Below are 21,329 nucleotides of genomic sequence, written 5' to 3' on the forward strand. Positions count from 1 at the left end.
CAGACCCCTTCAATTTGGACGGAAAGGGATAGAAGGAGTTTCATGCCGACGATCAACCAGCTAGTGCGGAAAGGGAGGCGGCAGGTCCGGAAAAAGACGACGACCCCCGCCCTCGTGTCGTGCCCGCAGCGCCGCGGCGTCTGCGTCCGCGTCTACACGACGACGCCCAAGAAGCCCAACTCGGCGCTCCGCAAGGTGGCCCGCGTGCGCCTGACGAGCGGCTACGAGGTGACGGCGTACATCCCGGGCATCGGCCACAACCTGCAGGAGCACTCGGTCGTCCTGGTCCGGGGCGGTCGCGTGAAGGACCTCCCGGGGGTTCGGTACCACATCGTCCGGGGCACCCTGGATGCCGTCGGCGTCCAGGACCGCAAGCAGGGGCGTTCGAAGTACGGCGCCAAGAAGCCGAGCTGATCGGGGTTGACAGCATGCCAAGACGACGAGAGATCCAGAAGCGGCAGATCACGCCCGACGCGAAGTACGGCAGCGTGCTCGTGGCGAAGTTCGTCAACAGCCTCATGAAGAAGGGCAAGAAGAGCACCGCCGAGAGCATCCTCTACGGGGCCTTCGACATCATCGAGAAGCGGGCCAAGGAGCAGCCCCTGGCCGTCTTCGAGAAGGCCCTGGACAACGTCAAGCCGGTCATCGAGGTGCGCTCCCGCCGGGTCGGCGGCGCCACCTACCAGGTCCCCACGGAAGTGGCCCCGGGCCGCAGGCAGGCCTTGGCCTTCCGGTGGATCATCGGCAACGCCATGGCCCGGTCGGAAAAGACCATGCGGGAAAAGCTCGCCGGCGAGCTCATGGACGCCGCGCAAAACCGTGGCGCCTCCGTCAAGAAGCGGGAGGACGTCCACAAGATGGCCGAGGCCAACAAGGCCTTCGCCCACTACCGGTTCTAGCGCTCTTTCACAACAGCTGGGTGTTTCATCGTGGCACGGCAGACCGCATTGGAGAATGTCCGTAACATCGGCATCATGGCTCATATCGATGCGGGCAAGACGACCGTGACCGAACGCATCCTCTACTACACGGGCATCTCCTACAAGATGGGGGAGGTCCACGACGGCACGGCCGTCATGGACTACATGGAGCAGGAGCAGGAGCGGGGCATCACGATCACCTCCGCCGCGACGACCTGCACATGGCGCAACTGCCGCATCAACCTCATCGACACCCCCGGCCACGTCGATTTCACGATCGAGGTGGAGCGCTCGCTGCGGGTTCTCGACGGGGCCGTGGCGCTCTTCACGGCCGTCGAGGGGGTGGAGCCCCAGTCCGAGACGGTCTGGCGGCAGGCCGACCGCTACCGCGTGCCCCGCATCGCCTTCATCAACAAGATGGACCGCGTGGGGGCAGGGTTCGAGCGGGTCGTCGAGATGATCCGCGACCGGCTGGGCGCCAACGCCGTGCCGGTCCAGATCCCCGTCGGCGCCGAGGAGCGGTTCCGGGGGGTCGTCGATCTGATCGGCATGCGGGCGGTGCTCTACGACGTCGACCGGCTCGGGGCGGAGTTCTCGGTCGGGGAGGTCCCGCCCGAGATCCTCGGCGAGGCCCGTGCCGCACGGGAGAGGCTCATCGAGTCCCTGGCGGACGTCGATGAGGCGATCATGAGGAAATACCTGCAGGGCGACGCGCCGGGCCGCGAGGAGATCGTGGCCGCGCTCCGCAGACAGACCCTCGCCATGAAGGTCGTCCCGGTGTGCTGCGGCGCCGCCTTCAAGAACAAAGGGATCCAGCCGCTCCTGGACGCGGTCGTCGATTTCCTCCCCTCGCCTGCGGACATGCCGCCGGTGGCGGGGAAGGGGCCCAACGACGCCGAGGTCCTGCGGGCGGCAAGCGACGACGAGCCTTTCGCTGCGCTCGCTTTCAAAATTGTCACGGACCCCTACGTCGGGCAGCTGACCTACCTCCGGGTGTACTCGGGGGTGCTCGACGCGGGTTCCACCCTCTTCAACGCAACGAAGAAAAAACGGGAGCGTGTCGGCCGCATCCTCAAGATGCACGCCGACAAGCGTGAGGACATCCGGGAGGCCCGGACGGGCGACATCGTGGCCGCCGTGGGCCTGGCGTCGACGGCGACGGGCGACACGCTGTGCGACCCGGAGCACCCGATCGTCCTCGAGACCCTGAGCTTCCCCGAGCCGGTCATCGCCATCGCCATCGAGCCGAAGACGAAGGCCGACGAGGAGAAGATGGGCGTCGCGCTGGAGAAGATCCAGAGGGAGGACCCCTCGTTCCGGGTCCGGGTGGACCGGGAGACGGGGCAGACGCTGATCACGGGGATGGGCGAGCTTCACCTCGAGATCATCGTGGACCGCCTCTCGAGGGAATTCGGGCTGGGGGCCGACATCGGCCGGCCCCGGGTGGCCTACAAGGAAACGATCCGCAAGGCGGTCCGCGCGGAGGGACGGTTCGTCCGGCAGTCCGGGGGCCGCGGCCATTTCGGCCACGTCTGGCTCGAGATCGCGCCCAACGAGCCGGGCAGGGGCCTGACCTTTGAAAACCGGATCATCGGCGGCGCGGTGCCCCGCGAGTACGTCCCCGCCGTCGAGAAGGGCATCCTCGAGGCGATGGAGGAAGGCGTGCTGGCCGGCTACCCGGTCGTGGACGTGAAAGTTGCCCTCGTGGACGGCTCCTACCACGAGGTGGACTCGTCGGAGCTGGCATTCAAGATCGCCGCCTCCATGGGATTCAAGAACGGCATCCGGCGGGCGCACCCGGTCCTGCTGGAGCCCGTGATGTCCGTCGAGGTCGTCGTCCCCAAGGAGTACCTGGGGGACGTGATCGGCAACCTGACCGCGCGGCGCGGCAAGATCGTCTCGATCGAGTCCCGGCCGGGCTCCGAGGCGGTCCAGGCGGAAGTGCCGCTGGCCGAGATGTTCGGCTACGCAACGGACCTGCGGTCCAAGACCCAGGGGCGGGCCACCTACACGATGCAGTTTCTGCACTACGCGGCCGTGTCGGAGGAGCAGGCCAGGGACATCATCGAGAAGAAAGAACCGAGGCACAGGGCCAAGTAACCCACTATCGATCATCATACGGAATGCAAGGAGGTAACTGGAGATGGCGAAGAAAAAATTCGAAAGGACGAAGCCGCATGTCAATATCGGGACCATCGGGCACGTCGACCACGGCAAGACCACGCTGACCGCCGCGATCACGAAGCACCTGGCGAACAAGGGCCTGGCCCAGTACATGTCCTTCGATATGATCGACAACGCCCCCGAGGAGAAGGAGCGCGGCGTGACCATCAACATCGCCCACGTGGAATACGAGACCGCGAAGCGCCACTACGCCCACGTCGACTGCCCGGGGCACTCCGACTACATCAAGAACATGATCTCGGGAGCCGCCCACATGGACGGCGCCATCCTCGTCGTCGCCGCCTCCGAAGGCCCCATGCCCCAGACCCGCGAGCACATCCTGCTGGCCCGCCAGGTGCAGGTGCCCTACATGCTCGTCTTCCTGAACAAGGTGGACCTCGTGGACGACCCCGAGCTGCTGGACCTCGTCGAGCTCGAGCTCCGCGAGCTGCTCACGAAGTACGGCTTCCCCGGCGACAAGACGCCCATCATCCGGGGCTCGGCCCTGAAGGCCCTCGAGACCGACGACTCCAACTCGCCCGACGCCAAGTGCATCTTCGAGCTCATGGACGCCGTCGACAGCTACATCCCCGAGCCCCAGCGCGACCTCGAGAAGCCCTTCCTGATGCCCGTGGGCGACGTCTTCAGCATCTCCGGCCGCGGCACCGTCGTGACGGGGCGCGTGGACCGCGGGATCATCCGGACGGGCGACGAGGTGGAGATCATCGGGATCCGGCCCACCTTCAAGACCGTCTGCACGGGTGTCGAGATGTTCCGCAAGACCCTCGACGAGGGGCGCGCGGGTGACGACATCGGCATCCTGCTGCGCGGCACGAAGCGCGAGGAGGTGGAGCGCGGGCAGGTCGTGGCCAAGCCCGGCTCGATCACGCCCCACACGAAGTTCAAGGCCCAGGTCTACGTCCTGACGAAGGAAGAGGGCGGGCGCCACACGCCGTTCTTCTCCGGCTACCGGCCCCAGTTCTACTTCCGGACGACGGACGTGACGGGCGTCACCTCGCTGCCCCCGGGCGTGGAGATGGTCATGCCCGGCGACAACGTGGAGATGGAAGTGGTCCTCATCACCCCCATCGCCATGGAGAAGCAGCTGCGGTTCGCCATCCGCGAGGGCGGCAAGACCGTGGGCGCCGGCGTCATCAGCGAGATCATCGAGTAAGCGAGGAAACGAGAACCGATCATGGCCGATCAGAAGATTCGAATCCGTCTGAAGGCGTACGACTACAAGCTGCTGGACCGGTCCGCCGAGGACATCGTGGACACGGCGAAGCGCACCGGCGCCCGCGTCGCGGGGCCGATCCCGCTTCCCACGATGATCAACAAGTTCTGCGTGAACCGCTCGCCGCACGTGGACAAGAAGTCCCGGGAGCAGTTCGAGGTGAGGACCCACAAGCGGCTCATCGACATCATCGATCCCACGCAGGCCACGGTGGACGCCCTGATGAAGCTCGACCTGTCCGCCGGCGTCGACGTGGAAATCAAGTTGTAACGCGTGACGGCACGGAGATGGGCGGGGAGCTCCCCGGTCCATCTCCTTTTTCGTCCCCTCACGCACAGCCAGCGCGGAAGTGGATGCTATGGAAAAGGGACTGATAGGCAGAAAGTTGGGGATGACCCAGATCTTCGCCGCCGACGGGGCTGCGGTGCCCGTCACGGTGATCGAGGCGGGGCCCTGTTACGTGATCCAGAAGAAGACCGTGGCGACCGACGGCTACAACGCCGTCCAGCTCGGCTTCGACCGCAAGCGGCAGGCCAACGTGACCAAGCCCCTGCAGGGCCACTTCGCCAAGGCCGACCGGGGCTTCTTCCGGGTGCTGCGCGAGTTCCGGATGCAGCGGGCCGCCGAGTTCGAGCTGGGCCAGGAGCTGACGGCGTCCCTGTTCCAGGTGGGCGATTACGTCGACGTCACCGGGACAAGCAAGGGCCGCGGGTTTGCCGGCGGCGTGAAGCGGCACGGCTTCCGCGGCGGCCGGGCCTCGCACGGCTCCATGTTCCACCGGGCCCCCGGCTCCATCGGGTCGAGCGCCTTCCCCTCGCGCGTCTTCAAGGGGCACCGGCTTCCGGGCCACATGGGTGACGAGCGCAAGACGGTGCAGAACCTCCTGGTCATGGGCGTGCGCCCCGAGCTCAACGTCATCCTCGTCAAGGGGGCCGTCCCGGGGAGCAAGAACGGGATCGTCGTCATCAAGAACGCCGTCAAGAAGAGCTGAGAACCGACTGGAGTGAACGAGCCATGCCCGTGGTGAGTGTATACGATATCGAGAAGAACAAGGTGGCCGAGGTGACGCTCAGCGACGCCGTCTTCGGGGCCGAGGTCAATCAGGACGTCATCTACGAGGTCGTCCGGATGCAGATGGCCGCCAGGCGGCAGGGCACCCACGACACCAAGGAACGCGGCGAGATCAGCGGCGGCGGCAAGAAGCCCTGGCGCCAGAAAGGCACCGGGCGGGCCCGTGCGGGCACCACCCGCTCCCCCCTCTGGAGGGGCGGCGGGACGGTCTTCGGGCCCACACCGAGGGACTATTCCTTCACGGTGCCCAAGAAGGTGCGGCGGCTCGCCCTCGTCTCGGCGCTCAGCATGAAGGTCAAGGAGGAAAAGCTCCTGGTGCTGAAGGACTTTCCCCTGGCCGAGGCGAAGACGAAGAAGTTCAAGGAGGTCCTCGACCGCTTCGGGCTCAAGAAGACCCTCTTCGTGATCGACCGGCCCGACGAGGTCCTCGAGAAGTCCTCCCGGAACCTTCCCGATGTGAAAATGATGCGATGCGAGGGCATCAACGTCTACGACCTGCTGAAGTACGACAGCCTCGTGCTTCTGGAGCCCTCGATCCAAAAGATAGAGGGGGCGCTGGCATAATGGAACTCCACCAGATCATCCGACGGCCGCTCGTGACCGAAAAGACGACCCTCATGCGCGAGGGAAACCAGTACGCCTTCGAGGTGGACCCGCGGGCCAACAAGATCGAGATCGAGAAGGCCGTGGAGAAGCTCTTCAAGGTGAAGGTGATCGGCGTGCGGACCCAGAACGTGCTGGGCAAGAAAAAGCGCTACGGACGGCTCATGGGCAAAAAGAGCGACTGGAAGAAGGCCGTCGTGACCCTGGCGCCCGGCAGCACCATCGAAATCTTCGACAAAGTCTAGGATAGGGGAAACGACCCATGGCGATCAAAACCATGAAGCCCACGACACCGGCCCGGCGCTTCCAGACCTACTCGACCTTCGAGGAGATCACCGCGGAAAAGCCCGAGAAGAGCCTCACGAAGCCGGTCAAGAAGACGGGCGGCCGGAACAACGCGGGCCGCATGACGAGCCGCCACCGCGGCGGCGGGCACAAGCGCAAGTACCGCGTGGTGGACTTCCGCCGCGAGAAGGCGGACATCCCGGCCACGGTGAAGACGATCGAGTACGACCCCAACCGCTCGGCGCGGATCGCGCTGGTGAGCTACGCCGACGGCGAGAAGCGCTACATCGTCGCCCCCGTGGACCTCAAGGTGGGCGACGCGGTCATCACGAGCGCCTCGGCCGACATCAAGCCCGGCAACGCGATGGCCCTGCGCCACGTTCCCCTGGGGTCGCTCATCCACAACATCGAGCTGCGGCCCGGCAAGGGGGCCCAGATGGTCCGCTCCGCCGGCACCTACGCCCAGCTCATGGCCAAGGAGGGCGCCTACGCCCAAGTGCGGCTCCCCTCCGGCGAGGTCCGGAAGGTCCACATCGAGTGCAAGGCCACGATCGGCCAGGTGGGCAACGTCACCCACGAGGGGATCAGCATCGGCAAGGCGGGACGCAGCCGCTGGCTGGGCAAGAGGCCCCGGGTGCGCGGCGTGGCCATGAACCCCATCGACCACCCCATGGGCGGCGGCGAGGGCAAGACCTCGGGGGGCCGTCACCCCTGCAGCCCCTGGGGCGTGCCGACGAAGGGGTACAAGACGCGCCGCAACAAGACCACGGACAAATACATCATCAAGAAGAGGGACAAGAAATAGTGGCACGCTCAATCAAAAAGGGCCCGTACATCGAGGCGAAGCTGGTGGAGAAGGTCCGGAGAGCGGAGGCGGCGGGGGACCGGGGGGTCATCAAGACCTGGTCGCGACGCTCCACGATCACCCCGGAACTGATCGGGCACACCTTTGCCGTCCACAACGGCAAGAAGTTCATCCCCGTGTTCGTCACGGAGAACATGGTGGGCCACAAGCTCGGGGAGTTCGCGCCGACGCGGACATTCTTCAGCCACGCAGGCGACCGCAAGACCAAGGTGCGCAAGTAGCCGCACGGGGTGAAACGGGAGAACCGGAGACAGGGACGTCATGGAAGCGAGAGCAGTTGCACGATTCGTGAGGATTTCGCCGCAGAAGGCGCGGCTCGTCGTCGATCTGGTCCGGGGCCTCAAGGTCGAGGAGGCCAACCGGGTGCTGGCCTTCTCGCGCAAGCGGGCCGCCGGACTCGTCCAGAAGGTGCTCAAGAGCGCCGTGGCCAACGCGACGCAGAACCCGAACATCGACGAGAAGATCCTCTTCGTCAAGGAGATCTTCGTGGACCAGGGGCCGGCCCTGAAGCGCCACAAGGCGAAGACCATGGGGCGCGTGGCGCCCATCAAGCGCCGGATGAGCCACATCACCGTCGTGCTCGACGAGCAGTAAGAGAAGGAGGACTGGACCTTGGGTCAGAAGGTAAACCCGATCGGACTGAGGCTGGGGATCAACAAGGGCTGGAGCTCGAAGTGGTTCGCCGAGAAGAACTACGGCGCCCTCGTCCACCAGGACATCAAGCTCCGCCAGTTTCTGAAGAAGAAATTCTACCACGCGGGCATCTCGAAGATCGAGATCGAGCGGGCCGCCGACAAGGCGAAGGTGAACATCCACGCCGCCCGCCCCGGCATCATCATCGGCAAGAAGGGCTCCGAGATCGAGAAGCTCAAGAAAGACCTCGACGGCATGACCGGCGGCGAGACGATCATCAACATCCTGGAGGTCCGCAAGCCCGAAATCGACGCCCAGCTCGTCGCGGAGAACGTGGCCCTGCAGCTCGAGCGCCGCATCGCCTTCCGGCGGGCCATGAAGAAGAGCGTGACCTCGGCCCTGAAGTTCGGCGCCAAGGGCATCCGCATCACCTGCTCGGGCCGCCTCGGGGGGGCCGAGATGTCCCGGATGGAGTGGTACCGCGAGGGCAAGGTGCCCCTGCACACCCTGCGGGCCGATATCGACTACGGTTTTGCCGAGGCGCGGACGACCTACGGGGTCATCGGGGTCAAGGTGCTCATCTATCACGGGGACGTGCTGCCCGACAAGAAGCAGGCCAGCGCATAGGATCGTGGAGTCAGGGAATCAGGAGATATAAATCATGCTCAGCCCGAAACGTATCAAGTTCCGCAAGATCCAGAAGGGGAGACTGGGCGGCAAGGCCACCAAGGGCAACCAGGTGTCCTTCGGCCAGTACGGGCTCCAGGCCCTGGCGCCGGGCCGGATCACGGCCCAGCAGATCGAGAGCGCCCGTGTCGCCATGACCCGTCACATCAAGCGCGGCGGGAAGATCTGGATCCGCATCTTCCCGCACAAGTCCTTCACGAAAAAGCCCGCCGAGACCCGCATGGGCAAGGGCAAGGGCGCACCGGAAGGGTGGATCGCGACCGTGCGGCCCGGGACCGTCATGTACGAGATGGAGGGCGTCGCCCCGGAGGTGGCCCGCGAGGCCTTCCGCCTGGCGGCGCACAAGCTGCCCATTCCGACGAAATTCTTGACGAGGGATATCTTCGATGAAGAGTAAGGAAATCAGGAACCTGAGCCTCGATGAGCTCCGGGTGAAGCAGCGCGACCTCACGGAAGAGCTCTTCAAGCTGAAAATCCGGCACGCGACGGGGCAGCTGGATTCCCCCGCGGCGCTGCGGAACGTCCGCCGGGACATCGCCCGCATCAAGACCGTCATGAAGCAGAAGGAGCTGCAGAAATAGGTATGGACCAGAGGGGAAACAAGCGGACCATCAAGGGGGTCGTCGTCAGCGACAAGATGGACAAGACCGTCGTCGTCAAGACGGAGCGGCTCGTCAAGCACACGGGGTTCCGGAAGTACGTGCGCCGGCACCAGAAGTACAAGGCCCACGACGAGCGCAACGAGTGCGGCGTGGGCGACACGGTGCTGATCGTCGAGTCCCGCCCGCTGAGCCGGGACAAGCGCTGGAGGGTCCGCCAGATCCTGGAGAAGGCGAAGTAGCCCGGGATCGGGAACAGAACGGGGTGTCGATATGATTCAGATGCGTACCATTTTGAATGCCGCGGACAACTCGGGCGCCAGGAAGGTGTCCTGCATCGGCGTGCTGGGCGGGTCGCGCAAGCGCACCGCCACCGTGGGGGACGTGATCGTGGTGTCCGTCAAGGAGGCGATCCCCAACGCGAAGGTGAAGAAGGGGGACGTCATGAAGGCCGTCGTCGTCCGGACCAAGAAGGAGGTCCGGCGCGTCGACGGGACGTACCTCAAGTTCGACGACAACTCGGCGGTGCTCATCAACAACCAGATGGAGCCCGTGGGGACGCGCATCTTCGGGCCCGTGGCCCGCGAGCTTCGCGCCAAGCAGTTCATGAAGATCATCTCGCTGGCTCCGGAAGTGCTGTGAGTCGCAAAGACAGGGAACGAGCATGCAGACGAACCGACTGAAGAAGGGCGACACGGTGAAGGTCCTTGCCGGCAGGGAGAAGGGAAAGACCGGCAAGATCACGAAGATCCTGGCCGACGGCGACAAGGTCGTGGTCGAGAAGCTCAACATGATCAAGCGCCACCAGCGGCCCGACCAGAAGAGCAAGGGCGGCATCATGGAGAAGGAAGCCCCGATGGCCGCTTCGAACGTCGCGCCGGTCTGCGCGAAGTGCGCGACGGGCGTCCGCGTCGGGTTCAAGACCCTCGAGGACGGCAAGAAGGTCCGGATCTGCCGCAAGTGCAACGAGCAGCTCGATCAGTGAACCGGGGATGGGAGCCATGGCAAGACTCAAAGACTACTACAAGAGCGAAGTCGTCCCGGCCATGATGAAGCAGTTCGGGTACCGCAACACCATGCAGGTGCCCCGGCTAGAGAAGATCATCGTGAACATGGGCCTGGGCGAGGCGATCCAGAACGTCAAGATCCTCGAGAGCGCGTCGGCGGAGATCGGGGCCCTCACGGGGCAGAAGCCCGTCATCACGAAGGCCCGCAAGTCCATCGCCACCTTCAAGCTGCGCAAGGGCATGTCCATCGGCTGCATGGTGACCCTGCGCAAGGAGCGCATGTACGAGTTCTTCGACCGGCTCGTGAACGTTGCGCTTCCCCGGATCCGCGACTTCCGGGGGATCTCCCCGAACGCCTTCGACGGCCGCGGCAACTTCGCCATGGGGATCAAGGAGCAGTTCATTTTCCCGGAGATCGACTACGACAAGATCGACAAGGTCAAGGGCATGAACGTGGTCATCGTCACGACGGCGCGGACCGACGAGGAGGCCCGGCATCTGCTGCGGCTCATGGGGATGCCCTTCCGGAACTAGGAATCGAGACGGAGGAACACGGTGGCCAAGAAATCCCTGATTGCAAAAGCGAAGCGCAAGAAGAAGTTTTCCGTCCGGGAGTACAACCGCTGCCCGATATGCGGCAGGCCCCGGGCGTACTACCGCAAGTTCAACATGTGCCGCATCTGCCTGCGCAAGTACGCCTCGTGGGGCGAGATCCCCGGGGTGATCAAGTCGAGCTGGTAGACGGGGAGGAGCAAGGGTTTATGGGAATGACCGATCCGATCGCGGATATGCTGACGAGGGTCCGCAACGCCAACCGCATGAAGTTCCGCAGCGTGAACGCCCAGCTCTCGAGGATGAACCTGGAGATCGTCAAGGTCCTCAAGCGCACCGGCTACATCAGCGGCTTCGACGTGAAGAAGGACGCCAACAAGAAGGACGTCCTGAAGATCTACCTCAAGTACACGGACACGAAGCAGCGCGTGATCCAGGACCTGCAGCGGGTGAGCAAGCCGGGCCGGAGGGTCTACGTCTCGAGCAAGAAGATCCCGAAGGTCTTCAACGGCTTCGGGGTGGCCATCGTGTCGACGCCCAAGGGGATCATGACGGACAAGGAAGCCAGGCAGCAGAACGTGGGCGGCGAGATCGTCTGCAACGTCTGGTAAGCGCACAGCAGGAGAGACACCCATGTCACGAATCGGGAAGAAACTCATCGCCCTGCCGGACAAGGTGACGGTCAAGATCGCCGGCGGCACAATCCAGGTGACCGGGCCCAAGGGGACCCTCTCGAGGGAGCTGCCCCGGGACATCGAGATCGTCCAGGAGGGCAAGACCCTCGCCGTGCGGACGGCCCACGAGGGCCGGAGGGCCCGCGCCCTGCACGGCCTCACCCGCACGCTCGTGGCCAACATGGTCACGGGGGTGAGCGAGGGCTTCACGAAGGGGCTCGAGATCTCCGGGGTCGGGTTCCGCGCGGAGATGGCCGGCACGACGCTCAAGCTCTTCGTGGGCTATTCCGTGCCGCTGACCTACGAGGTCCCGCAGGGGATCGCGGTGAAGATCGAAAAGCAGACGAGCCTCACCGTCTCCGGGATCGATAAGGAGCTGGTGGGCCGGGTCGCCGCCGAGATCCGCGCCAAGCGCAAGCCCGAGCCTTACAAGGGCAAGGGGATCCGCTACGCGGGCGAAGTCGTGCGGCGCAAGGTCGGCAAGTCCGCCGGCGCATAAGGCTCTCGGGCCCATAACCCCACACTCACGAAGAGGGCAGAACCGTGTTATCGTCAGCCAAGAAGATCCAGAAGATCCGGGACAAGCGCAAGAAGCGCGTCCGGGGCAAGGTGTCCGGGACGGCCGTTCGTCCCCGTCTCTCCGTGTTCCGCAGCGCGAGGCACATCTACGTGCAGGCCATCGACGACGAGGCCGGCCGGACGCTGGCCGAGGCCTCCACGCGCAGCAAGGAGATCGCCGGGACGATCGCGAAGATGAAGAAGACGGACGCCGCCGCCGAGGTGGGCAAGCTCATGGCGAAGAAGCTCGCGGCCCTGCAGATCGACTCGGCGGTCTACGACCGGGGTCCGTTCCTCTATCACGGCCGGGTCAAGGCCCTGGCCGAGGGGGCGCGGGAAGCGGGCCTGAAATTCTAGAATCCGAAAGGCGAAAAGGGAGCGACCGTTGGACAGGGACAGAAAAGAATTCATGGTGGAAGAGACGGAGATCCTGGACCGCGTCGTGGCGATCAACCGCACGGCCAAGGTCGTCAAGGGCGGCCGGCGGTTCCGGTTCAGCGCCATCGTGGTCGTCGGGGACGGCAAGGGCTCCGTCGGCGCCGGGCTCGGGAAGGCCAACGAGGTGCCCGAGGCGATCCGCAAGGGGATGGAGAAGGCCCGCAAGAGCATGGTCAAGGTCTCCATCGCCAACCGGACGATCCCCCACGAGATCGTCGGGGAGTACGGGGCCGGCCGGGTGATGCTCAAGCCCGCCTCGGAGGGGACGGGGCTCATCGCGGGCGGCGCCGTCCGCGCGGTGCTCGAGGTGGCCGGCGTCCAGAACGTGCTGACGAAGTGCCTGGGGTCCCACAACCCCCACAACCTCGTCAAGGCGACCCTCGACGGGCTCCGCCGGCTCCGGTCCGCCGGCCAGATTGCCGCGTTGAGGGGCAAGGACGTGGCGGATATCTAGACGATCGTCAGGGGATGCAGCCGTGGAAAAGAAGCTGAAGATCACACTGGTGAAGAGTTCGATCGGGCGGCCCGAAAAGCAGCGCAAGGTGCTGCGCGGCATGGGGCTCGTGCGGTTGAACCGGAGCGTGACGCTCCAGGACACCCCCGAAGTCCGGGGCATGGTCGGCAAGGTGCGCCATCTTGTGGCCGTGGAAGAAATCAGCGGGTGAGCGAGATGAACTTGAGCGAACTGAGACCCCCCGAGGGGTCGAGAAAGAAGCGGAAGCGGATCGGGCGCGGCGACGGGTCCGGCCACGGCGGGACCTCCACGAAGGGCCACAAGGGCCTCAAGGCCCGCTCGGGCCACAACTCCCGGCCGGGGTACGAGGGCGGCCAGATGCCGCTTTCGCGGAGGCTGCCCAAGAAGGGGTTCAAGAACGTCTTCCGCAAGGACATCGTCATCGTCAACCTCGGCGCGCTCAACCGGTTCTCCGGCGAGGCCCCCGTCGACGCGGCGGCCCTGCTGGCGGGCGGCGTGATCCGCCGGACGGGCGACGGGATCAAGATCCTCGCCAAGGGGACGATCGAGAAGGCCCTCACCGTGAGGGTGCACGCCGTCAGCGCGGCCGCAAAGGAGAAGATCGAGGCGGCCGGCGGCAAGGTCGAGGTCATCGGATAAGGGGTCATCGGACTTGATCGGCGGACTGAAAAACATCCCGAAAATTCCCGAGCTCCAGAAGCGGATCGCCTTCACGTTCCTGCTCCTGGGCGTCTACCGGATCGGGGCCCACGTGCCCACGCCGGGGATCGACACGGCGGCGCTCGCCGCGTTCTTCGACCAGGCCCGGGGGTCCCTGCTGGGGCTCTTCGACCTGTTCGCGGGCGGCGCGCTGTCGAACCTCTCGGTCTTCGCGCTGGGGATCATGCCCTACATCAGCGCCTCCATCATCCTGCAGCTGCTCACGATCGCCGTCCCGCATTTGGAGCGGCTCTCGAAGGAGGGCGAGGCGGGCCGCCGGAAAATCACCCAGTACACCCGCTACGGGACGGTCCTGCTGTCCCTCATCCAGGGGTTCGGCATCGCCGTGGGGCTCGAGAACATGGCGGGCCCGACGGGCGCCTCGATCGTGATCACCCCCGGGTGGGGCTTCCGTCTCATGACGGTCATCACGCTCACGGCCGGCACGGCCTTCATCATGTGGCTGGGCGAACAGATCACGGAGCGCGGGATCGGCAACGGGATCTCGCTCATCATCTTCGCCGGCATCGTCTGCCGCGGCCCCGAGGCCGTCCTGAACACGTTCCGGCTCGTGGCGATGGGCGAGATGGGGATCCTGGCGGTCCTCTTCCTGGCCGTGTTCATGGTGGCCGTCGTCGGCGCCATCGTCTTCATGGAGACGGGGCAGCGACGGATCCCCGTGCAGTACGCCAAGCGCATCGTGGGGCGAAAAATGTACGGGGGGCAGACCACGCACCTGCCCCTCAAGATCAACACGTCGGGCGTCATCCCGCCCATCTTCGCGTCGTCGATCATCATGTTCCCGGCGACCCTGGCCCAGTTCATCCCCCACCCGTGGATGAAGGCGGTCTCCGACATGCTGGTGCCGGGGGCGGTCCTCTACGAGCTGATCTACGTCGCGTTCATCGTGTTCTTCTGCTTCTTCTACACGGCCGTCGTGTTCAACCCGACGGACGTGGCGGAGAACATGAAGAAGCACGGCGGGTTCGTCCCCGGGATCCGGCCGGGGAAGAAGACAGCCGAGTACATCGACCACGTGCTGAGCCGGCTGACGTTCAGCGGGGCCATCTACGTCTCGGCGGTCTGCGTGCTGCCGAGCATCCTGATGGTCTACTTCAACGTCCCCTTCTACTTCGGCGGGACGGCGCTGCTGATCGTCGTCGGCGTGGCGCTCGACACGGCGGGGCAGATCGAGACGCACCTGCTGGCGCGGCAGTACGAAGGGTTCCTGAAGAAGGGGCGGCTGGCCAGGCGGCGATAGGGAGACCCGGCGATGGTCATCTTGAAATCTCGGCAAGAGATTGAAAAGATGCGGAAGAGCAACATCCTCGTCGCGGAGATCCTGGAGGAACTCGGAAGGAAGATCAGGCCGGGGGTCAAGACGATCGAGCTGGACAGGCTCTCCGAGACGATGGCCCTGAAACGGGGGGCACGCCCGGCCTTCAAGGGATACCGAGGCTACCCCTACTCCCTGTGCACCTCGGTCAACAGCGAGGTCGTGCACGGGATGCCCTCGGAGAGGGAGCTCAAGGAAGGCGACATCGTCAGCCTGGACTTCGGCATCCTCAACGACGGCTACTACGGGGACGCGGCGGTGACGGTGCCCGTCGGGGAGATCAGCCCCGCGGCCAGGCGGCTGCTCCGGGTCACGGAAGAGGCGCTCTACCGGGGCATCGCGGCGGCCCGCGCGGGGAACCGCATCGGGGACATCTCCGCGGCCATCCAGGGCCACGTCGAGGCCGCGGGCTTCTCCGTGGTGCGGGATCTCGTGGGGCACGGCATCGGAAAGAGCCTCCACGAGGACCCCCAGGTCCCCAATTACGGCTCGAGCGGCCGGGGGATCGAGCTGAAGCCGGGAATGGTCTTTGCCATCGAGCCCATGGTCAACGAGGGCACCTACCGGGTGGACGTCCTCCGGGACGGCTGGACGGTGGTGACCGCCGACGGGAAGCTGTCGGCCCATTTCGAGCACTCGGTGGCGATCACGGAAAACGGGCCGGTCATCCTGAGCCGGATCGACTGAACGCAGGGAGCATATGGCGAAAGAAGAACCCATCGAGGTGGAAGGCACGGTCGTCGAGACGCTGCCGAATGCCATGTTCCGGGTGGAACTGCAGAACGGGCACCGCGTGCTGGCCCACATCTCGGGAAAGATGCGGATGCACTTCATCAAGATCCTCCCGGGGGACCGGGTGACGGTGGAACTGTCGCCCTACGACCTGACGCGGGGCCGGATCACCTACCGGTCGAAGTAGGGCCCCGGGATGCCGCGGGCCGGTGGAGAAAAGGGGGTTGCATCGTGAAAGTCAGACCGTCTGTGAAAAAGATGTGCGACAAGTGCAAGATCATCAAGCGCCACGGCGTCGTGCGGGTGATCTGCGAAAACCCGAAGCACAAGCAGCGCCAGGGATAACCCGAAACCATTCCAGGAGGCCCGAGCAGTGGCAAGAATTGCAGGCGTTGACCTACCGAAGAACAAGCGCATGGAGATCGCCCTGACCTACATCTACGGGATCGGCCGCTCCAAGGCGAAGGAGATCCTCCGCGAGGCGGGCATCCCCTACGACACGAAGACCGACGTGCTCACCGACGCGGAGGTCACGGCCATCCGCAACATCATCGACCGGGACCACAAGGTGGAGGGTGACCTGCGCCGCGACGTCTCCATGTCGATCAAGCGGCTCATGGACATCGGGGCGTACCGGGGGCTGCGGCACCGCAAGGGCCTCCCGAGCCGCGGCCAGCGCACGCACACCAACGCCCGGACGCGGAAGGGGCCCCGAAGGGCGATCGCCGGGAAGAAGAAGTAAACACGACATTCGACAGCTGGAGGGCACATGGCCAGTCCGAGGAGAAAGACCGGAAAGAAGCGCGAGAAAAAGAACGTCCCCGAGGGGATCGCCCACATCCAGTCGACGTTCAACAACACGATCGTCACCATCACCGACCTGACCGGGAACGTCATCGCCTGGGCGTCCTCCGGCATGTCGGGGTTCAAGGGCTCCCGCAAGGGGACCCCCTTCGCGGCCCAGATGGCCGCCGAGAGCGCTGTGAAGAAGGCCCGGGAGCAGGGGCTGCGGACCGTGCGGGTCTACGTGAAGGGGCCGGGCTCGGGCCGCGAGTCGGCGCTGCGGGCCCTGCAGGCGGCGGGGCTGACGGTGAGCCTGATCCGCGACGTCACGCCCATCCCCCACAACGGCTGCCGTCCGCCGAAGCGAAGGCGCGTGTAGTCCCACAGACGAACGACTCATCGACCCACAGGGAGGAAGAACTTGGCACGTTACAGAGGTTCAGAATGCAGGCTTTGCCGCCGGGAAGGCCTGAAGCTGTTTTTCAAGGGTGACCGCTGCTACACCGAGAAGTGCGCGTTCGAACGGCGCGGCTACGCGCCCGGCGAGCACGGGCAGGTCCGGAAGAAGCACTCCGACTACGGCGTCCAGCTTCGCGAGAAGCAGCGCCTCAAGAGGATGTACGGGCTGCTCGAAAAGCAGTTCCGGGGCTACTTCGAACGGGCCGACCGCATGAAGGGCATCACGGGCTCGAACCTCCTCGTGCTCCTCGAGCGGCGGCTCGACAACGTGGTGTTCCGGCTGGGGTTCGCGCCGTCGCGCAACGAGGCGCGGCAGCTCGTGCGCCACAGCCACTTCCTCGTCAACGGCCGCAAGGTCAACATCCCCTCCTACACGGTGCGCAAGGACGACGTCGTGGAGCTCCGGGAGAAGAGCCGGAAGGTCCTCCCCATCCTCGACTCCCTCGAAACGGTTGCCCGAAGGGGCATCCCGGGGTGGCTGGAGCTGGACAAGGCCAACTTCAAGGGCATCGTGAAGGCGATCCCGACCCGGGAAGACATCACCATGCCCGTTCAGGAACAGCTGGTGGTCGAGCTGTACTCCAAGTAACCGGACAGGGACGGTTGCGGGCGATAACCCCTTTTCCAGGCGGTTTGCGAGCCTGATTGCGTGAGGGAAGAAGGATATGCAGAGAAACTGGCGCAGCCTGATCCGGCCGAAACGGATCGAGATCGACGAGAAGACCCACAGCAAATCCTACGCGGAATTCACCATCCAGCCTCTCGAGCGGGGCTACGGCATCACGCTGGGCAACTCCCTGCGGCGCGTGCTGCTCTCCTCGATCCAGGGGGCGGCCATCGTGTCCGTGCGCTTCGACAAGGTCCTCCACGAGTTCTCCTCCATCCCGGGCGTGAAGGAGGACGTGACGGACATCATCCTCAATCTCAAGGGCGTCCGGCTGAAGCTCCACGGCGATGTCCCCCGGACGATCAAGATCGACGCCTCGAAGGCGGGCCCCGTCACGGCCGGCGACATCATCACCGACGCGCACGTGGAGGTCCTCAACCCCGAGCACCCCATCGCCACGCTCACGACGGGCGGCAAGCTGAAGGCCGAGATGGTCGTGAAGATGGGCAAGGGCTACGTCATGGCCAAGCGCGAGCGCGACCCCGATCAGCCCGAGGGCACCATCAACATCGATGCCATCTTCTCGCCCATCAAGAGGGTGAGCTACACGGTGAGCCACGCCCGCGTGGGCCAGATCACCGACTTCGACAAGCTCGTCCTCGAGGTCTGGACCGACGGCAGCGTGCTGCCCGAGGACGCCGTCGCCTATGCGGCCAAGATCCTGAAGGACCAGCTCGACATCTTCATCAACTTCGAGGAAACGGAAGAGGAGAAGGTGCAGGAGGAGGCCGGCCAGAGCGAGAAGCTCAGCGAGAACCTCCTCAAGAGCGTGGACGAGCTGGAGCTCTCCGTGCGGTCGGCCAACTGCCTCAAGAACGCCGGCATCCACATCATCGGCGAGCTCGTCCAGAAGACGGAAGCGGAGATGCTCAAGACCCGCAACTTCGGCCGGAAGTCCCTCAACGAGATCAAGGAGATCCTCTCCGAGATGGGCCTCTCGCTCGGCATGAAGATCGACTGGCCGCCCAAGGGCAGGGACGAGGCCGCCAGCGCGGAGTGACACTAACGACCGGAAAGGATGTTGTTCATGCGACACGGGGTAGGGGGAAGAAAACTCGGCAGGACCACGAGCCATCGCACGGCCATGCTCCGCAACATGGTGACCTCGTTCCTGCAGCACGAGAGGATCGAGACCACCGATGCCAAGGCGAAGGAGCTCCGGCGGGTCGCCGAGAGGATGATCACGCTGGCCAAGAAGGGAAGCCTCCACGCCCGGCGGCAGGCCGCGGCGGTGATCCGGGACAAGGACGTGCTGAAGAAGCTCTTTGACGAGATCGGCACGCGGTTCGCCGACCGGCAGGGCGGCTACACGCGCATCGTCAAGACGGGCTTCCGCACCGGCGACAGCGCACCCTTGGCCGTCATCGAGTTGATGGCGAAGCCCGAGGAGAAGAAGGGCAAGAAGGAGAAGCCGGGGAAGAAGGAGAGCAAGCCCAAGGCGGCCCCGAAGGCGAAGAAGGAGCCGAAGGCCGCGAAAGAGCCCAAGGCCGGGAAGGAAGCGAAGGAGAAAAAGCCGGCGGCGAAGAAGGCGCCCGCCAAGAAGGCGGAGCCGAAGGAAGAGTGAAGCCGCTCCACGGACGGATCCAAGGCAGGGGTGTCGCCCCTGCCTTTTTCGTTTGGTTCCAAGCCCCTGCTTTGCCCTTGATTTCCGCCGGGAAACAGGTTACACAACAGCGGTAGTTGGTATCCGGAAGAAAGGAGGATGATCGTTATGGCGGAGGAGAAAATCGGCGAAATCGTAAAATTCTTCGCGAAGCCCAGCGTCGCGGCGATCAAAATCACCGCCGGTGAAGTGAAGGTGGGGGACACACTCAAGTACGTCGGCCACACGACGAATTTCGAAAGCGTCGTCGAGTCCATGGAGGTCAACAACGCGAAGGTCGAGAAGGCCGTGGCGGGCGACTACATCGGCGTCAAGGTGTCGGACCGGTGCAGGCCGGGCGACGAGGTCTTCAAGGTCATCCCGGACTAGACAAATTCAGAAGTTGAGAAGGTGAGACGTGTGGACAGGCTGCCCGCCTGCCGCACGTCTTCCGTCCTGCCACCTTCTCACCCTCTTACCCTCTTACCTTCCATCCGACCGAATGAGACAGGGCCGCGGGAGTTCATCATCCCGCGGCCTTTTTTTGCGCCCTTGCGGATACAAAGAGGTTGCCCGCGGCGGGGGGCTGTGGTAATTTGCGCCGACGGCGGGGCTGTGGGGCGAAGTCCGGCCGGCCGTTTGGCGCGGGAGCCTGCATGGGAGAGGATCCGATTCAGTACCTCGAGAACCTGAAGGGGGCCGGCATCCGTCCGGGGCTGGGACCCGTTCGGCGGCTGCTGAATCGCCTGGGGCGCCCTCAGGACCGTTACCGCAGCGTCCTGGTGGGGGGAACGAACGGCAAGGGCTCCATCGCGGCGAGCCTGGCCTCCGTCCTGCAGGCGGCGGGATACCGCGTCGGGCTTTACACGTCGCCCCACCTGGTCGATTTCGGGGAGCGCATCCGGGTCGACGGGCTCCCGATTCCCCGGGGGGACCTGGAGAGGTGCATCGGGCAGGTGCGCGGATCGACCCGGGAAGAGGTGACCTACTTCGAATTCGCCACGGCGCTGGCCTTTCTGCATTTTGCGCAGTGCGCCGTCGATGTCGCCGTCCTCGAGGTGGGCATGGGGGGCCGTCTCGATGCCACCCATGTCGTCCGTCCCGAGCTCGTGATCGTCTCGAACGTCGCCATGGACCATGTCGAGTTTCTCGGGCCGCGGCTCACGGACATCGCGCGGGAGAAGGCGGGCATCATCGAGCCGTACCGCGCGTGCGTGACGGCCGCCCGGCAGTCCCCGGTGCTGGCGGTTCTCGAAGAGGTCTGCAGGCGCCGAAAGGCCCGCCTGCTGCGGGTCGGCCGGGAGATCCGCGTGCGAGCGGGGCGGGACGGCCTGCTCGACTGCCGCGGCCCGTCGATCGCGATCCGGGGCATCCCGCTTGCCCTGCAGGGGCCGCACCAGCGGGAAAACGCCGCGTGCGCGCTGGGGGCCGTCGGGGTCTTGCGCCGGAGGGGCTTCGCGATCGGCGACGAGGACGTCCGCAAGGGCTTCTCACGGGTTCGCTGGGAGGGGCGCCTGGAGACCGTGCGCAGGAGCCCCGCCGTCGTTCTGGACGGCGCCCACAATGCGGCGGGCGCCGCGGCCCTCGCCAGGTCCCTGGGCGAGTTCGCGTACCGCCGGCTCACCCTGGTGCTGGGGATTCTCGCCGACAAGGACTGGCGGGGCATGATCCGGCGGCTCGCCCCGCTGGCCGACCGTGTCATCCTGACGCGCCCGCCGGAGGAGCGGGCCCTGGCGCCGGAGGTCCTGGCCGGGGAGGCGAGGCGCTGGAACCGCAACGTGGAGATTGCGCAGCACCCCCGGCAGGCGGTCCGGGCCTCCCTGCGGGAAGCCGGCCCGGACGATCTCATCTGCATCGCGGGGTCGCTGTACCTCGTGGGGGCGGTTCGCCCCCTGCTCATCGCATCGAAAGGGGCCGGGCCTGGCGGAAGATGACCGGGAATCGGGGAAAACACAGCGCGGCGCGCCCGCTGCGGGTCATCGGGGTCGCCGCCCTCCTCCTGCTGCTGACGGCCGCCCCGGCCCCTGCGCAGCAGGGCCTCGACCTGCGGAAGGCCGAGAAGGGGCCCGTGCGGATCGAGGCGGACCGGCTCAGCTATGACCGGGAGACGGACATCTACCGCGCCGAGGGCAACGTCGTCATCACGTTCACGGGCGGCTCCCTGAAGGCGGACGCGGTGACCCTGAACCGGGCGAGCGGCGATGCCTGGGCCCGCGGCCGTGCCCTTCTCCAGACCGACGGCGACACCCTGGAAGGCGACGTCATCGAGGTCAACCTCGAGTCCAAGACCGGCATCGCCCGCGACGC

At 65.5% G+C, this 21,329-nt stretch carries 36 protein-coding genes; all 36 read left to right on the forward strand.

Translation table 11 applies throughout. The features are described 5' to 3' along the window. Positions 1-42 precede the first annotated feature (42 nt). Positions 43-414 (forward strand): 30S ribosomal protein S12, encoded by a 372-nt coding sequence (locus HPY67_06015; GenBank protein ID NPV04266.1) that lies wholly within the window; start codon positions 43-45, stop codon positions 412-414. A 14-nt stretch (positions 415-428) separates the two neighbouring features. Then, the gene (gene rpsG / locus HPY67_06020; protein ID NPV04267.1) at positions 429-899 is read left to right on the forward strand and encodes a 30S ribosomal protein S7; all 471 of its coding nucleotides are present in this window, start codon (positions 429-431) and stop codon (positions 897-899) included. Positions 900-929: 30 nt separating this feature from the next. Next, on the forward strand, positions 930-3,020 hold the full coding sequence (fusA, locus tag HPY67_06025) for an elongation factor G (protein NPV04268.1): 2,091 nt from the start codon (positions 930-932) through the stop codon (positions 3,018-3,020). Positions 3,021-3,063: 43 nt separating this feature from the next. Further along, positions 3,064-4,257 (forward strand): elongation factor Tu, encoded by a 1,194-nt coding sequence (gene tuf / locus HPY67_06030; GenBank protein NPV04269.1) that lies wholly within the window; start codon positions 3,064-3,066, stop codon positions 4,255-4,257. Positions 4,258-4,278: 21 nt separating this feature from the next. After that, a complete protein-coding gene (rpsJ, locus tag HPY67_06035) occupies positions 4,279-4,587 on the forward strand; it encodes a 30S ribosomal protein S10 (GenBank protein ID NPV04270.1) in 309 nt (102 codons plus the stop codon). 88 nt (positions 4,588-4,675) lie between these two features. Beyond that, positions 4,676-5,308, forward strand: coding sequence for a 50S ribosomal protein L3 (gene rplC / locus HPY67_06040; GenBank protein ID NPV04271.1), 633 nt, complete (start codon positions 4,676-4,678; stop codon positions 5,306-5,308). A gap of 23 nt (positions 5,309-5,331) precedes the next feature. Next, positions 5,332-5,952: a 50S ribosomal protein L4 gene (gene rplD / locus HPY67_06045; protein NPV04272.1), complete on the forward strand. Its 621-nt coding sequence runs from the start codon at positions 5,332-5,334 to the stop codon at positions 5,950-5,952. Then, positions 5,952-6,236, forward strand: a complete 285-nt coding sequence (gene rplW, locus HPY67_06050; GenBank protein NPV04273.1) for a 50S ribosomal protein L23 — start codon at positions 5,952-5,954, stop codon at positions 6,234-6,236. Before rplD ends, rplW begins: the two co-directional genes overlap by 1 nt. A 17-nt stretch (positions 6,237-6,253) precedes the next feature. Next, positions 6,254-7,081: a 50S ribosomal protein L2 gene (rplB, locus tag HPY67_06055; GenBank protein ID NPV04274.1), complete on the forward strand. Its 828-nt coding sequence runs from the start codon at positions 6,254-6,256 to the stop codon at positions 7,079-7,081. After that, the gene (gene rpsS / locus HPY67_06060; GenBank protein ID NPV04275.1) at positions 7,081-7,362 is read left to right on the forward strand and encodes a 30S ribosomal protein S19; all 282 of its coding nucleotides are present in this window, start codon (positions 7,081-7,083) and stop codon (positions 7,360-7,362) included. The genes rplB and rpsS overlap by 1 nt, the downstream gene beginning before the upstream one ends. A 40-nt stretch (positions 7,363-7,402) precedes the next feature. After that, complete coding sequence (rplV, locus tag HPY67_06065) at positions 7,403-7,735, forward strand: 50S ribosomal protein L22 (protein NPV04276.1); 333 nt, start codon at positions 7,403-7,405, stop codon at positions 7,733-7,735. 18 nt (positions 7,736-7,753) lie between these two features. Then, entirely contained in the window at positions 7,754-8,401 is a 648-nt protein-coding gene (rpsC, locus tag HPY67_06070; protein ID NPV04277.1) for a 30S ribosomal protein S3, read from the forward strand. Positions 8,402-8,435: 34 nt separating this feature from the next. Beyond that, positions 8,436-8,858 carry a 50S ribosomal protein L16 gene (gene rplP / locus HPY67_06075; GenBank protein NPV04278.1) on the forward strand — a complete coding sequence of 141 codons (423 nt, stop codon included), beginning with the start codon at positions 8,436-8,438 and terminating at the stop codon, positions 8,856-8,858. Further along, entirely contained in the window at positions 8,848-9,042 is a 195-nt protein-coding gene (gene rpmC, locus HPY67_06080) for a 50S ribosomal protein L29 (protein NPV04279.1), read from the forward strand. The genes rplP and rpmC overlap by 11 nt, the downstream gene beginning before the upstream one ends. Positions 9,043-9,044: 2 nt before the next feature. Further along, positions 9,045-9,302 (forward strand): 30S ribosomal protein S17, encoded by a 258-nt coding sequence (gene rpsQ / locus HPY67_06085; protein NPV04280.1) that lies wholly within the window; start codon positions 9,045-9,047, stop codon positions 9,300-9,302. Positions 9,303-9,333: 31 nt separating this feature from the next. Then, entirely contained in the window at positions 9,334-9,702 is a 369-nt protein-coding gene (rplN, locus tag HPY67_06090) for a 50S ribosomal protein L14 (GenBank protein ID NPV04281.1), read from the forward strand. 22 nt (positions 9,703-9,724) lie between these two features. Further along, positions 9,725-10,045, forward strand: coding sequence for a 50S ribosomal protein L24 (locus HPY67_06095; protein NPV04282.1), 321 nt, complete (start codon positions 9,725-9,727; stop codon positions 10,043-10,045). A 16-nt stretch (positions 10,046-10,061) separates the two neighbouring features. After that, positions 10,062-10,601, forward strand: a complete 540-nt coding sequence (gene rplE, locus HPY67_06100) for a 50S ribosomal protein L5 (protein ID NPV04283.1) — start codon at positions 10,062-10,064, stop codon at positions 10,599-10,601. Positions 10,602-10,622: 21 nt separating this feature from the next. After that, positions 10,623-10,808: a type Z 30S ribosomal protein S14 gene (locus tag HPY67_06105; GenBank protein ID NPV04284.1), complete on the forward strand. Its 186-nt coding sequence runs from the start codon at positions 10,623-10,625 to the stop codon at positions 10,806-10,808. 20 nt (positions 10,809-10,828) lie between these two features. Next, positions 10,829-11,230, forward strand: a complete 402-nt coding sequence (rpsH, locus tag HPY67_06110) for a 30S ribosomal protein S8 (GenBank protein ID NPV04285.1) — start codon at positions 10,829-10,831, stop codon at positions 11,228-11,230. 22 nt (positions 11,231-11,252) lie between these two features. Next, positions 11,253-11,792 (forward strand): 50S ribosomal protein L6, encoded by a 540-nt coding sequence (gene rplF / locus HPY67_06115; protein ID NPV04286.1) that lies wholly within the window; start codon positions 11,253-11,255, stop codon positions 11,790-11,792. A 65-nt stretch (positions 11,793-11,857) separates the two neighbouring features. After that, positions 11,858-12,208, forward strand: coding sequence for a 50S ribosomal protein L18 (locus HPY67_06120; protein ID NPV04287.1), 351 nt, complete (start codon positions 11,858-11,860; stop codon positions 12,206-12,208). Positions 12,209-12,260: 52 nt separating this feature from the next. Continuing rightward, on the forward strand, positions 12,261-12,743 hold the full coding sequence (rpsE, locus tag HPY67_06125; GenBank protein NPV04288.1) for a 30S ribosomal protein S5: 483 nt from the start codon (positions 12,261-12,263) through the stop codon (positions 12,741-12,743). A 22-nt stretch (positions 12,744-12,765) separates the two neighbouring features. Further along, positions 12,766-12,954, forward strand: coding sequence for a 50S ribosomal protein L30 (gene rpmD / locus HPY67_06130; protein ID NPV04289.1), 189 nt, complete (start codon positions 12,766-12,768; stop codon positions 12,952-12,954). Between the two features lie 5 nt (positions 12,955-12,959). Then, entirely contained in the window at positions 12,960-13,403 is a 444-nt protein-coding gene (rplO, locus tag HPY67_06135) for a 50S ribosomal protein L15 (GenBank protein NPV04290.1), read from the forward strand. A 13-nt stretch (positions 13,404-13,416) separates the two neighbouring features. After that, a complete protein-coding gene (gene secY / locus HPY67_06140) occupies positions 13,417-14,724 on the forward strand; it encodes a preprotein translocase subunit SecY (GenBank protein NPV04291.1) in 1,308 nt (435 codons plus the stop codon). Positions 14,725-14,736: 12 nt separating this feature from the next. Beyond that, the gene (gene map, locus HPY67_06145; protein NPV04292.1) at positions 14,737-15,486 is read left to right on the forward strand and encodes a type I methionyl aminopeptidase; all 750 of its coding nucleotides are present in this window, start codon (positions 14,737-14,739) and stop codon (positions 15,484-15,486) included. A gap of 13 nt (positions 15,487-15,499) precedes the next feature. Then, positions 15,500-15,718, forward strand: a complete 219-nt coding sequence (infA, locus tag HPY67_06150) for a translation initiation factor IF-1 (protein NPV04293.1) — start codon at positions 15,500-15,502, stop codon at positions 15,716-15,718. Between the two features lie 44 nt (positions 15,719-15,762). Next, the gene (gene rpmJ / locus HPY67_06155) at positions 15,763-15,876 is read left to right on the forward strand and encodes a 50S ribosomal protein L36 (GenBank protein ID NPV04294.1); all 114 of its coding nucleotides are present in this window, start codon (positions 15,763-15,765) and stop codon (positions 15,874-15,876) included. A gap of 28 nt (positions 15,877-15,904) precedes the next feature. Beyond that, the gene (gene rpsM, locus HPY67_06160; protein NPV04295.1) at positions 15,905-16,273 is read left to right on the forward strand and encodes a 30S ribosomal protein S13; all 369 of its coding nucleotides are present in this window, start codon (positions 15,905-15,907) and stop codon (positions 16,271-16,273) included. A 27-nt stretch (positions 16,274-16,300) separates the two neighbouring features. Beyond that, a complete protein-coding gene (rpsK, locus tag HPY67_06165; GenBank protein ID NPV04296.1) occupies positions 16,301-16,693 on the forward strand; it encodes a 30S ribosomal protein S11 in 393 nt (130 codons plus the stop codon). Positions 16,694-16,735: 42 nt separating this feature from the next. Next, positions 16,736-17,362, forward strand: a complete 627-nt coding sequence (gene rpsD / locus HPY67_06170; protein NPV04297.1) for a 30S ribosomal protein S4 — start codon at positions 16,736-16,738, stop codon at positions 17,360-17,362. Between the two features lie 76 nt (positions 17,363-17,438). Then, positions 17,439-18,440 (forward strand): DNA-directed RNA polymerase subunit alpha, encoded by a 1,002-nt coding sequence (locus HPY67_06175; GenBank protein NPV04298.1) that lies wholly within the window; start codon positions 17,439-17,441, stop codon positions 18,438-18,440. Between the two features lie 27 nt (positions 18,441-18,467). Next, complete coding sequence (rplQ, locus tag HPY67_06180; protein NPV04299.1) at positions 18,468-19,004, forward strand: 50S ribosomal protein L17; 537 nt, start codon at positions 18,468-18,470, stop codon at positions 19,002-19,004. 147 nt (positions 19,005-19,151) lie between these two features. Next, entirely contained in the window at positions 19,152-19,412 is a 261-nt protein-coding gene (locus HPY67_06185) for a translation elongation factor-like protein (GenBank protein ID NPV04300.1), read from the forward strand. A 266-nt stretch (positions 19,413-19,678) separates the two neighbouring features. Beyond that, positions 19,679-20,956: a bifunctional folylpolyglutamate synthase/dihydrofolate synthase gene (locus HPY67_06190; protein NPV04301.1), complete on the forward strand. Its 1,278-nt coding sequence runs from the start codon at positions 19,679-19,681 to the stop codon at positions 20,954-20,956. Positions 20,957-21,329: the final 373 nt, after the last annotated feature.

The sequence above is a fragment of the Syntrophaceae bacterium genome (genome assembly GCA_013177795.1).
GTDB lineage: Bacteria > Desulfobacterota > Syntrophia > Syntrophales > UBA2192 > UBA2192.